Genomic DNA, 12,468 nt, shown 5'->3' with positions numbered 1-12,468 from the left:
GGGTCAAGGTTGCTCATTCAAAGGCATTCCAATTGTGGGAGCGAGCCTGCTCGCGATGAGGCCTTGATAGTCGGCAAGGAACCTACTGAAGAAACCCGGCCACCCTGCCCGCCGCCGCCTCCAAGTGCTGCTCATGACTAAACCCCGAGGCCTTCAGCGGTTTCAGATCATGATCCCCCGCCACCAGCCACATCACCTCGATACTCGGTGACAGCACGTAACCCTGCACCGCCTCGCGGTTACCCAAGGCATCGCGCTCGCCCTGGACGATCAAGGTCCGGGTCTTCAATGCTGCCAAGTGCTCGACCCGCGGTTTCTCCGGTTTGCCCACCGCGTAGAAGGGATACCCCAGGCACACCAGGGCATCAGCTTTCAGCTCATCGGCCAGCAAACTCGCCATGCGCCCACCCATGGACTTGCCGCCAATGGCCAACCGCCCAGCGACATAAGGCCGCACCGTGGCGTACACCTCACGCCAGCATTCCAGCAACTTGGGAGCCTGGTTCGGCGGACGTTTACCGCCGTCCAGGCGTCGTTGAGCCATGTAGGGAAACTCAAAACGCAACACGTTGATGCCATGCCCGGCAAGGCGCGCGGCCATTTCGTTCATGAACCCGCTGTCCATCGGCGCGCCGGCGCCATGGGCCAGGATCAGGGTCGGTGGCTCGGCGCTGACACCCGTTTGCGCCGCCGTCCATAGCCAACCGTGTTCGGCCACACATCGCGCCCATTGATCCCCGTCAATACTGGCCTTGTGCTGTTTGTCCATGCTTGCCTCGCTTTTAGTCTGCCTATAACTCCAGGCGAAGAATGCCGCGCTGCCTTGCGCAAGCGCTCACTTCGGCTGAACCGTGGATGGGGAACCATGAACACATCTATCAGTACCGCCTACAACTACAAGGTGGTCCGCCAATTCGCCATTATGACGGTGGTGTGGGGCATCGTCGGCATGGGGCTCGGGGTTTTTCTCGCGGCCCAATTGGTCTGGCCACAGCTCAACTTCGATTTGCCGTGGACCAGCTTCGGCCGCCTGCGCCCGTTGCACACCAACGCGGTGATCTTCGCCTTCGGCGGCTGCGCCCTGTTCGCCAGTTCGTTCTACTCGGTGCAACGCACCTGTCAGACACAGCTGTTCGCGCCGAAAATCGCCGCGTTCTGCTTCTGGGGCTGGCAATTGGTGATCCTGCTGGCGGCCATCAGCCTGCCGCTGGGCTACACCAGCTCCAAGGAATACGCCGAACTGGAATGGCCGATCGACATTCTGATCACCATCGTCTGGGTCGCCTACGCCATCGTGTTCTTCGGCACCGTGGCCAAGCGCAACACCAAACACATCTATGTCGGTAACTGGTTCTTCGGCGGGTTCATCCTGACCGTGGCGATCCTGCACATCGTCAACAACCTGGAATTGCCGGTGAGCTTCACCAAATCCTACTCGGTGTATGCCGGGGCCACGGATGCGATGGTGCAATGGTGGTACGGCCACAACGCCGTAGGCTTTTTCCTCACCGCCGGCTTTTTGGGGATGATGTACTACTTCGTGCCGAAGCAGGCCGAGCGTCCGGTGTACTCCTATCGGTTGTCCATCGTGCACTTCTGGGCGCTGATCACCCTGTACATCTGGGCCGGCCCGCACCACCTGCACTACACCGCACTGCCGGACTGGGCGCAGTCCCTCGGCATGGTGATGTCGCTGATCCTGCTGGCGCCAAGCTGGGGCGGCATGATCAACGGCATGATGACCCTGTCGGGTGCCTGGCATAAATTGCGCAGCGACCCGATCCTGCGGTTCCTGGTGGTGTCCCTGGCGTTCTACGGCATGTCGACTTTCGAAGGCCCGATGATGGCCATCAAGACCGTCAACGCCCTCTCCCACTACACCGACTGGACCATCGGCCACGTACACGCTGGTGCCTTGGGTTGGGTGGCGATGATTTCCATCGGCGCGCTGTATCACATGATCCCGAAAGTCTTCGGCCGCCCCCAGATGCACAGCATCGGCCTGATCAACGCGCACTTCTGGCTCGCAACCATCGGCACCGTGCTGTACATCGCCTCGATGTGGGTCAACGGCATCGCCCAGGGCCTGATGTGGCGTGCGGTGAACGAGGACGGCACCCTGACCTACTCCTTCGTCGAAACCCTGGTGGCCAGCCATCCTGGCTTCATCGTACGGCTGGCGGGCGGGGCGATCTTCCTCCTCGGCATGCTGCTGATGGCCTACAACACCTGGCGCACCGTGCGGGCCTACCAGCCTGCCGAAGCCGCCGCTGCCGCGCAGATGGCTTGAGGAGTCCGCCATGAAACACGAAACAATCGAAAAAAACGTCGGCCTGCTGATGCTGCTGATGGTTCTGGCCGTGAGCATTGGCGGCCTGACCCAGATCGTGCCGCTGTTCTTCCAGGACGTGACCAACAAACCGGTGGACGGCATGAAGCCCTACACCGCGCTGCAACTGGAAGGTCGCGACATCTATATCCGCGAAGGCTGCGTCGGCTGCCATTCGCAGATGATCCGTCCGTTCCGCGCCGAGACCGAGCGCTACGGCCACTACTCGGTGGCCGGTGAAAGCGTCTGGGACCACCCGTTCCTGTGGGGCTCCAAGCGCACCGGGCCGGACCTGGCCCGGGTCGGCGCGCGCTACTCCGATGACTGGCATCGCGCCCACCTGTACAACCCGCGCAACGTCGTGCCTGAGTCGAAGATGCCGGCCTATCCGTGGCTGGTGACCCAAACGGTGGACAGCAGCCACACCGAAGGCAAGCTGCGCGCCATGCGCACCCTGGGCGTGCCGTACACCGACGACGACATCGCCGGCAGCGTGGCCTCGCTCAAGGACAAGACCGAGATGGACGCGCTGGTGGCCTACCTGCAAGTGCTCGGCACTGCCATCAAGAGCAAGAGGTGAGCCTATGTTTCTTGAAATGAGCACTGGAATGATCCGCGGCCTGGGCACGGTCGTGGTGTTCGTGGCCTTCATCGGCCTGACCCTGTGGGTATTCAGCAGCAAGCGCAACTCGGAGTTCGCTCAGGCGCGCCTGCTGCCGTTCGCCGACGAGCCATCCGCCGACATCGCCAACCCCCAAGACCCTGCAACAAGGAGCACCCGGCCATGACCACCTTCTGGAGTACGTGGATCAGCGTACTGACCATCGGCAGCCTGATCGGTCTGACCTGGCTGCTGATCGGCACCCGCAAGGGCGAGACCAAGGGCAGCGTCGACCAGACCATGGGCCACAGCTTCGACGGCATCGAGGAGTACGACAACCCGCTGCCGCAGTGGTGGTTCCTGTTGTTCGCCGGCACTTTGGTGTTTTCCGTCGGCTACCTGGTTCTCTACCCGGGCCTAGGCAACTGGAAAGGCATCCTGCCCGGCTACGAAAATGGCTGGACCGGCGCCCATGAATGGGAAAAGGAAATGGCCAGGGCCGACGCCAAGTTCGGGCCGATCTTCGCCAAATTCGCCGCCATGCCGGTGGAAGAAGTCGCCAAGGACCCACAGGCCTTGAAGATGGGTGGCCGCTTGTTCGCCTCCAACTGCTCGGTCTGCCACGGCTCGGACGCCAAGGGTGCCTTCGGCTTCCCGAACCTGGCCGACAGCCACTGGCGCTGGGGCGGCAGTGCCGAAACCATCAAGGCCACCATCATGGGCGGTCGCATGGCCGCGATGCCGGCCTGGGGCGAAGTGCTGGGCGAAGCCGGCGTCAAGAACGTGGCCGCGTATGTGCGCCATGATCTGGCGGGCCTGCCGCTGCCGGCAGACAGCGGCGCCGACCTGCAAGCAGGCCAGCAAGCGTTCAACACCACTTGCGTTGCCTGCCACGGTGCCAACGGTAAAGGCACCGAAGCCATGGGCGCGCCAGACCTGACCTTGCCGGCCGGCTTCATCTACGGCACCAGCCTGGCGCAACTGCAACAGACCATCCGTCATGGCCGCCAGGGCCATATGCCGGCGCAGAATGAGCTGCTCGGCAATGACAAGGTGCAACTGCTCGCGGCTTACGTCTACAGCCTGTCCCACGCGGCGGGCGCCGAGCGTCTGCAAGCTGAACGCAAAAGCGAATAAATCCTGACCACGCGAACAGCCGCATCCATCTGGATGCGGCTGTTTCGTGCCCCTGCGCGACGCATTGTCGCACCCTCCCTTCGTCTTCCTTTCGGTTCCCCGGAATCAAGTCTAAGCTTGCCTCTGCGTGCGCTGGCGACTGCCGGTTTCAGGTCTACCCGACCCGATGCGTTCGACAATCGTTCGACAAAAAGGCCGCAAAGGCAGGTGAATACCGGCTGTTGCGACAGTTACCTGGCATCACCCGAACGCCGTGCTCGAACACACCCCGTTACAACCGACCTGCCCCCCTCGCCTCTTTCCTTCGTTGCGACATTTTACCGAGGGCCAATTTTGTCCCTACTCAGCACATGGAAAGGCCGCAGAATCTGCTTTGGAAAGCATTGACCCAGGTCATGGCGCGTTGCAATGACCCCCCGCTTTCTCCATACTTGCGACCGATTTTTATCCTAATAAAACACCCAAACCGTGGAACCTTAGAATGAGCACAGCAATCAGTCCGACTGCTTATAACTATAAGGTAGTCCGCCAGTTCGCCATCATGACGGTGGTCTGGGGGATCCTTGGCATGGGGCTCGGTGTATTCATCGCCTCGCAACTGGTCTGGCCGGAGTTGAACTTCGATCTGCCATGGACGACGTTTGGACGCCTGCGCCCGCTGCACACCAACCTGGTGATCTTCGCCTTCGGTGGTTGTGCGTTGTTTGCCACTTCCTATTACGTCGTGCAGCGAACCTGCCAAACGCGACTGATTTCCGACAGCCTCGCCGCCTTCACCTTCTGGGGTTGGCAAGCGGTCATCGTCGGTGCGATCGTGACCTTGCCGATGGGTTTCACCACCACCAAGGAATACGCAGAGCTGGAATGGCCCCTGGCTATTCTGCTGGCCATCGTCTGGGTGACCTACGGTCTGGTGTTCTTCGGCACTATCGTCAAGCGCAAGACCAAGCACATCTATGTCGGTAACTGGTTCTACGGTGCCTTCATCGTCGTGACCGCCATGCTGCACATCGTCAACCACGCGTCCCTGCCGGTCAGCTTCTTCAAGTCCTACTCGGCCTACTCGGGCGCCACCGACGCGATGATCCAGTGGTGGTACGGCCACAACGCCGTGGGCTTCTTCCTGACCACCGGCTTCCTGGGGATGATGTATTACTTCGTGCCGAAACAGGCCGAGCGTCCGATCTATTCCTATCGCCTGTCCATCGTCCACTTCTGGGCGCTGATCACCCTGTACATCTGGGCCGGCCCGCACCACCTGCACTACACCGCGCTGCCGGACTGGGCACAGTCCCTGGGCATGGCGATGTCGATCATTCTGCTGGCTCCGAGCTGGGGCGGCATGATCAACGGCATGATGACCCTCTCGGGCGCCTGGCATAAGCTGCGCACCGACCCGATCCTGCGGTTCCTGGTGGTTTCCCTGGCGTTCTACGGCATGTCGACCTTCGAAGGCCCGATGATGGCCATCAAGACCGTCAACTCCCTGAGCCACTACACCGACTGGACCATCGGTCACGTACACGCCGGGGCCTTGGGCTGGGTTGCGATGATTTCCATCGGCGCGATCTACCACATGATCCCGAAACTGTTCGGTCGTGCGCAGATGCACAGCACCGGCCTGATCAACACTCACTTCTGGCTCGCCACCATCGGCACCGTGCTCTACATCGCCTCGATGTGGGTCAACGGCATCACCCAGGGCCTGATGTGGCGTGCAATCAACGACGACGGCACCCTGACCTACTCGTTCGTTGAAGCGCTGCAAGCCAGCCACCCTGGTTTCATCGTCCGTGCCCTGGGCGGCGCGTTCTTCGCCAGCGGCATGCTGTTCATGGCCTACAACGTGTATCGCACCGTTCGTGCCTCTGACCCGGCTGAAGCTGAAGCCGCCGCCAAGATCGCCGTAGTTGGAGCTCACTGATGAAGCACGAAACAGTAGAGAAGAATATTGGCCTGCTGGCCTTCTTCATGGTCATCGCCGTCAGCATCGGCGGCCTGACCCAGATCGTTCCGCTGTTTTTCCAGGACGTGACCAACAAGCCGGTCGAAGGCATGAAGCCACGCACCGCCCTTGAACTGGAAGGTCGCGACGTCTACATCGCCAACGGCTGTGTCGGCTGCCACTCGCAGATGATCCGTCCGTTTCGCGCCGAAACCGAACGCTATGGCCACTACTCGGTTGCCGGTGAAAGCGTCTGGGACCACCCGTTCCTGTGGGGTTCCAAGCGTACCGGCCCGGACCTGGCCCGTGTGGGCGGTCGCTACTCCGACGACTGGCAGCGTGCGCACCTGTACAACCCGCGCAACGTAGTGCCTGAGTCGAAAATGCCGGCTTACCCGTTCCTCGTAGAAAACAAGCTCGACGGCAAAGACACCGCCAAGAAAATGGAAGTCTTGCGTACCCTGGGCGTGCCTTACACCGATGAAGACATCGCCGGTGCCAAGGATGCCGTGAAGGGCAAGACTGAAATGGACGCGCTGGTGGCCTATCTGCAAGGCCTGGGCACCATCATCAAAAGCAAACGGTGATTTAGATGGATATCGGGATGATTCGTGGCCTGGGCACCGTCGTCGTGATGGTGGCCTTTATCGGTCTGGCGTTGTGGGTGTTCAGCCCCAAGCGCAAGTCGGAGTTTGACGACGCGACCTTGCTGCCGTTCGCGGATGATCCCGAAGCCATCAAGCACGTCGAGCAAGCTTCTAGGAGTAACAAAGAATGACTACGTTCTGGAGTCTGTACGTCACAGTCCTCAGTCTGGGTACGATCTTCGCCCTGACCTGGCTGCTGCTGTCGACCCGTAAGGGCCAGCGCGCCGAACAAACGGACGAGACTGTTGGTCACTCGTTCGATGGCATCGAAGAGTACGACAACCCACTGCCTAAATGGTGGTTCATGTTGTTCGTGGGCACCATTGTCTTCGCCTTGGGTTATCTGGTGCTCTACCCGGGCTTGGGCAACTGGAAAGGCCTGCTGCCAGGGTATAACTACCTGGACACCGAAAAGCAGACCCCTTTCGCCAATGGCCAGACCGGCTGGACCGGCGTTCACGAGTGGGAAAAGGAAATGGCGCGTTCGGATGCCAAGTTCGGCCCGATCTTCGCCAAGTTCGCCTCCATGCCGATTGAAGAAGTCGCCAAAGACCCGCAAGCCCTGAAGATGGGTGGCCGCCTGTTCGCCTCCAACTGCTCGGTCTGCCACGGTTCCGACGCCAAGGGTGCCTATGGCTTCCCGAACCTGACCGACGCCGACTGGCGCTGGGGTGGTGAGCCGGAAACCATCAAGACCACCATCATGGGCGGTCGTCATGCCGTGATGCCGGGCTGGGCTGCCGTGGTTGGCGAGCAAGGCGTTGCCGACGTCTCCGCCTACGTGGTGACCAGTCTGCACGGCCGTAAACTGCCGGAAGGCGCCAAGGCCGATCCGGCCAACGGCCAGAAGCTGTTCGCGGCTAACTGCGTGGCCTGCCACGGCCCAGCTGGCAAGGGCACGCCTGCCATGGGCGCACCTGACCTGACGCACCCGGCCGGTTTCATCTACGGTTCGAGCTTCGCTCAGCTGCAGCAGACCATCCGTTACGGTCGCCAGGGCCAGATGCCTGCCCAGGCCGATCTGCAGGGTAACGACAAGGTCCACCTGCTGGCTGCGTACGTCTACAGCCTGTCTCATGGGGAACCGGCGCCAGCCGCCGATGCCCAGTAAGGCACACGCCTGATGTACCAAAGGCCCCGTCAACCCATGTTGGCGGGGCCTTTTTTATTGGTGGGTATCCAGGAGCGAAGCTGTTTAACTTGCTCGCCGCCCACGCCAGTAGTAACGTGCCTACATTGTAGTTTATGAGGGCACTGCCATGTCCATCACGACCATTTCCAGCCGCGAATTCAACCACGACACAAGTGGTGCCAAAAAAGCCGCCCGCCAGGGGCCAGTCATCATCACTGACCGTGGCAAGCCGGCCCACGTACTGCTAAGCATTGAGCAGTACCAGAAACTGACCGGCATTGGCACCAGCATTGTCGAGTTGCTGGTCATGCCTGACGCGCCGGATACCGATTTCGATACCGAACGTGCCGTCATCACTCCCCGGCCAGTGGACCTGTCCTGATGTTTCTACTCGACACCAATGTCATTTCGGAACTGCGCAAGCCGCATGCAGATAAAAACGTACAGGCCTGGGCACGGAGCGTGTCCGCCCCCAACCTGTATGTCTCGGCAATCACCGTATTGGAGCTGGAAACTGGTGTAATGCGCTTCGAACGCAAGGATCCGGTGCAAGGCAGCCGCCTGCGCGCGTGGCTGGATAACCACGTCCTGCCCGCATTTTCCGGCAGGATCCTGGCGGTCGACCGCACCGTCGCGCTGCGCTGCGCTCGCCTGCATATACCGGATCGCAGCAATGAATGCGATGCACTGATTGCCGCCACCGCGCTGGTCCATGGCCTGACCGTGGTCACCCGCAATGTGAGTGATTTTCAAAGCAGCGGCGTGGCCTTGCTCAATCCATGGTCAAGCTAATATAACGTCGCGACGGACCATCAATTACCGCCAAGGAGATAGGCGCAATGGGCATCGAAACACTTCAGCGCGCAACGATGAGCCCCCAACATGTCTGACGCGCTCTGGGCCGCTCGCCTGGGCGATGCACTGAACCACACCTCCATGATGGCCGACATTCTCGGCGGCGTGCTGGAAGTGGCGGCCAACATCGCCATCACCGCCCTGGCGACGGCAGCGGTGGTGGCCGCCACCGGCATCACCGTCGCCACGGGTGGCTTGGGTTGTTTCCTGCTCGGTGCGGTGGTGGGGGCGGTCGTGGGCATTGCCATGAGCAAGACCGGGGCCGACGAAGGCCTGAGCAATATCTGCGAAGGCATCGGCAACGCGCTCTTCCCGCCCACGGTGCAGGCCAACATCCTCACCGGCTCCAAGGACACCTTTACCAACAACATCCCCTCGGCCCGCGCCGCCGGAGCGGTTGTTTCCCATGTCGCGCCGGCCGGCACCGAACTGGACATGCCCGAGCCGGAAGAAGAAGCCGAGCCCAGTTACCTGGACATGGCCGGCAACTTCTTCTCGCAGATGTGGCGCCCCACCGTCGCCTCGCCCGCCCCCGGCACAGAGACTCGGCCGGAAGACCTGGTGATCTGCACCAAGCACCCACCGATGCCGCCGCAGTTCATGGCTGAAGGCTCGGACAAAGTCACCATCAACGGCCAGCCCGCCGTGCGCAGCGGCGACCGCAGCACCTGCGATGCGACGGTGGTCTCGGCCGGGTTGATTTCCCCGGACGTGACCATCGGCGGCGGCTCAGTGGTGGTGCGTGAGATTCGCAGCGGCAAGACCCCGGGCGTGGGGCTGGCGGTCACCGCGTTGCTGATGCTCAAGGGGGGCAAGGGCAAGTTCTTCAGCAAACTGCCGTGCATGCTGGCCGGTGGCGCGGCGTCGATGGCGGTCAGCAGCGCTATGGGCGCCGCGGCCAACGCCGCCATGGGTTCGTCGAACCCGGTGCATGCCGCCACCGGCGCCAAGGTGCTGGGCCGCGATGAAGAGCTGGACTTCGTTTTGCCCGGTGTTCTGCCAATCGACTGGCAACGCTTCTACAACAGCCGCGACGAGCGCCGCGAAGGTATGTTCGGTGCGGGCTGGAGCGTGGTCTACGAGGTGCAGGTGGAGATCCTGGCCCATCCCGAGGGCGGCGAGACCCTGCTCTACACCGACGAACAGGCCCGGCCCATCGACATGGGTTCGATCCCGTTGGGCGGCGCGGTGTTCAGTGCTGGCGAAGGCCTGGCCGTGCGACGTCATCTCAACGGGCAGTTGCTGATCGAAAGCGACGACGGTGTGTATCGCCTATTCGAACCCACGCCGGGCCACACATCCCTGCTGCGCCTGAGCCAACTCGGTGACCGCAACGACAATCGCATCTTCCTCGACTACGACGCCGCCGGACGACTGATACGCCTGCGCGACACCTTCGATCTGGTGCAAGTCGAGCTGATCCGCGAGCGCGAACGCGTCACCCAGATAGAACGCCTCTACCCCGACCAACAGCGCGAAGTGCTGGTCAGCTACGCCTACGACACAGCGAACAACCTGAGCGAAGTACGCGACGCCACCGGCCAGGTGCAACGGCGTTTCAGCTACGACGCCGGCCAGCGAATGCTGGAACACCAACTGCCCACCGGGCTGCGTTGCTTCTACGAATGGGCCTTGGTCGAAGACCAGGAATGGCGCGTGGTCCGCCACTGGACCGACGAGGGCGACACCTACCAGTTCGACTATGACCTCAAGGCCGGTGTAACCCGCATTACCGACGGTTTGCAGCGCGTCAGCACGCGCCACTGGAACAGCCAACACCAGATCACCCGATACAGCGACAACCTCGGCCAGACCTGGCTGTTCGAGTGGAACGACGAACGCCAACTGCTCAGCGCCACCGACCCACAGGGCGGGCGCTATGAATACAGCTATGACGAGGCCGGTAACCTGATCGGCGAAACCGATCCCTTGGGCCGCAGTGATTCGACGTTATGGCTCGAGCACTGGGCGCTGCCGCTGGTGGACACCAATGCCGCCGGCCACAGCTGGAAATACCGCTACGATCAACGCGGCAACTGCACCGCCGAAACCGATCCTCTGGGCCACGTCACCCGCTATCGCTATGACGCCCACGGTCAGGTCATCGAAATCATCGACGCCACCGGCAAGCTTAAAAAGCTGCGCTGGAATCCGTTCGGGCAGTTGGTGGAGCACATCGATTGCTCGGGTTACCCGACACGGTTCAGCTACGACCAGCGCGGCTACCTGCAGACCATCACCGACGCCCTCGGCGAGCGCACCCAGTTCAGCTACGACGCCCAAGGCCGTTTGCTCAGCAGCCAATTGCCGGATGGCCGCACCGAACAGTACCAGCGCGACCTCGCCGGGCAGTTGACCGGCTACACCGACCCGGCCGGGCACACCACGCTCTACCAGCACAACCGTCGCGGTCAGGTCCGCCAACGCACCGACGCCCAGGGCCGGCAGGTGCAATTCGCGTACGACAGCTACGGGCGGCTGCAGGCGCTGGTCAATGAGAACGGTGAGAGCTATCGGTTTACCTGGGATGCGGGGGATCGGTTGGCCGAACAGCGCAACCTTGATGGCAGCGCCAAAGGCTACACGTACGACGTCCTCAACAACGTAAAACGAGTCGAAACCATCGCAGCGCCGCGAGGTGATCATCAGCCCAGTGAAAGGACCATTGTTCATCATCTCGAACGTGATGCCATTGGCCGGCTGACCACCCGAATCACACCTGATGGACAGTCCCGGTACAGCTATAGCCCGTTGAATCAGTTAATCGAAGCCACCGTCATCGCTAACGACGGCAACGAACAACGACTGGGCTTTGCTTATGACGCGCTGGGTTATCTGATTGAGGAGCAGAGTTCAGCGGGCGTTCTGAAGCATCACTACGACGAACTCGGCAACCTGATCCAGACCCACCTACCCGACGGCCGTTGGGTCAGCCGCCTGTACTATGGCAGTGGTCATCTGCACCAAATCAACCTCGACGGCCACGTCATCAGCGACTTCGAACGCGACCGGCTGCATCGAGAGGTGCTGCGCACCCAAGGCCAAATCAGCACACGGAGTGAATATGACCGTAGCGGGCGCTTACGCAGCCGCCAACGCCGGCATACCAGCCAGCCGTCGTTGATGCCTGCCGCAGATCAAACCCATTTTGAGTTTGATCCTGGCGACCACCTGGTGGCGCGCCTTGAACGGCAGCCAAAAGGTCAACAACGCCAATTGCTGCACTACGATGTGACCGGCCGCATCCTGGCAAGCCAGGGCACTCGACAAGGCCAGAATGAAACATTTTCCTTCGATGCCGCCGCCAATCTCCTCGACAGTTCACCTGGTACAGGTGGGCGGGTTACGCACAACCAACTCAAGCGCTATCAGGATAAGCATTATCGCTACGATGATTTTGGCCGAATGATTGAAAAGCGCAGTGGGCGACATGGCCTGCAGCGCTTCAGTTACGACTCGGATCACCGGCTGGTTGAAGTTCGAACCCAGAAATCCGACGGTGAAAACGTCGTCAGGATGCGCTACGACCCGTTGGGCCGAAGGATTGAGAAAACCGAACATGACGACAACGGGCGTCTCATCGCCCGCACGCGTTTCGACTGGGATGGCCTGCAATTACTCAAGGAACATAAAAATAGCCTGACCAGCCTGTACCTCTATATTGGCGACAGTCACGAGCCCTTGGTCCGGGTCGACGGCATCGGTGAACATCAACGCATCCGCTATTACCACAACGACCCCAATGGTCAGCCACAGGCCTTGACGGAAAGTGACGGCCATCCGCTATGGCACGCTCACTACCAGGTATGGGGCAATACCACT

The 12,468-nt window shown here is 61.3% G+C and carries 12 protein-coding genes; 11 read left to right on the top strand and 1 reads right to left on the bottom strand.

What is annotated here, in order from left to right; translation table 11 throughout:
* Positions 1-82: 82 nt before the first annotated feature.
* Positions 83-769 (bottom strand): alpha/beta family hydrolase, encoded by a 687-nt coding sequence (locus GSM73_RS07670; protein ID WP_160892005.1) that lies wholly within the window; start codon positions 767-769, stop codon positions 83-85.
* Between the two features lie 96 nt (positions 770-865).
* On the opposite strand from GSM73_RS07670, the gene ccoN (GSM73_RS07665) reads away from it, so the two are divergent.
* From ccoN (GSM73_RS07665) to GSM73_RS07615, 11 genes are all read left to right on the top strand, one after another.
* The gene (ccoN, locus tag GSM73_RS07665; protein WP_047227191.1) at positions 866-2,290 is read left to right on the top strand and encodes a cytochrome-c oxidase, cbb3-type subunit I; all 1,425 of its coding nucleotides are present in this window, start codon (positions 866-868) and stop codon (positions 2,288-2,290) included.
* A gap of 10 nt (positions 2,291-2,300) precedes the next feature.
* A complete protein-coding gene (ccoO, locus tag GSM73_RS07660) occupies positions 2,301-2,909 on the top strand; it encodes a cytochrome-c oxidase, cbb3-type subunit II (protein ID WP_047227190.1) in 609 nt (202 codons plus the stop codon).
* Positions 2,910-2,913: 4 nt separating this feature from the next.
* The gene (locus GSM73_RS07655; protein WP_047227189.1) at positions 2,914-3,117 is read left to right on the top strand and encodes a cbb3-type cytochrome c oxidase subunit 3; all 204 of its coding nucleotides are present in this window, start codon (positions 2,914-2,916) and stop codon (positions 3,115-3,117) included.
* Entirely contained in the window at positions 3,114-4,067 is a 954-nt protein-coding gene (gene ccoP / locus GSM73_RS07650; protein ID WP_047227188.1) for a cytochrome-c oxidase, cbb3-type subunit III, read from the top strand. The genes GSM73_RS07655 and ccoP (GSM73_RS07650) overlap by 4 nt, the downstream gene beginning before the upstream one ends.
* Before the next feature lie 481 nt (positions 4,068-4,548).
* Entirely contained in the window at positions 4,549-5,991 is a 1,443-nt protein-coding gene (ccoN, locus tag GSM73_RS07645) for a cytochrome-c oxidase, cbb3-type subunit I (RefSeq protein ID WP_047227187.1), read from the top strand.
* Complete coding sequence (gene ccoO / locus GSM73_RS07640) at positions 5,991-6,599, top strand: cytochrome-c oxidase, cbb3-type subunit II (protein ID WP_014339380.1); 609 nt, start codon at positions 5,991-5,993, stop codon at positions 6,597-6,599. Before ccoN (GSM73_RS07645) ends, ccoO (GSM73_RS07640) begins: the two co-directional genes overlap by 1 nt.
* A gap of 5 nt (positions 6,600-6,604) precedes the next feature.
* Positions 6,605-6,790, top strand: coding sequence for a CcoQ/FixQ family Cbb3-type cytochrome c oxidase assembly chaperone (locus GSM73_RS07635; protein WP_003183474.1), 186 nt, complete (start codon positions 6,605-6,607; stop codon positions 6,788-6,790).
* A complete protein-coding gene (ccoP, locus tag GSM73_RS07630) occupies positions 6,787-7,770 on the top strand; it encodes a cytochrome-c oxidase, cbb3-type subunit III (RefSeq protein ID WP_076385618.1) in 984 nt (327 codons plus the stop codon). Before GSM73_RS07635 ends, ccoP (GSM73_RS07630) begins: the two co-directional genes overlap by 4 nt.
* Positions 7,771-7,918: 148 nt before the next feature.
* Entirely contained in the window at positions 7,919-8,173 is a 255-nt protein-coding gene (locus GSM73_RS07625; protein ID WP_076385620.1) for a type II toxin-antitoxin system Phd/YefM family antitoxin, read from the top strand.
* Positions 8,173-8,583, top strand: a complete 411-nt coding sequence (locus GSM73_RS07620; RefSeq protein WP_076385622.1) for a type II toxin-antitoxin system VapC family toxin — start codon at positions 8,173-8,175, stop codon at positions 8,581-8,583. The genes GSM73_RS07625 and GSM73_RS07620 overlap by 1 nt, the downstream gene beginning before the upstream one ends.
* A 90-nt stretch (positions 8,584-8,673) precedes the next feature.
* Positions 8,674-12,468, top strand: a 3,795-nt coding sequence (locus GSM73_RS07615) for a DUF6531 domain-containing protein (protein ID WP_256676765.1), incomplete at its 3' end; no start/stop codon positions are given.

Origin of the sequence: Pseudomonas sp. PICF6, from assembly GCF_009831705.1 — a bacterium.
Taxonomy (GTDB): Bacteria; Pseudomonadota; Gammaproteobacteria; order Pseudomonadales; family Pseudomonadaceae; genus Aquipseudomonas; species Aquipseudomonas rhizophila.
The sequence above is the reverse complement of the archived record's forward strand: the minus strand, read 5'-3'. Positions and strand labels throughout refer to the sequence as shown.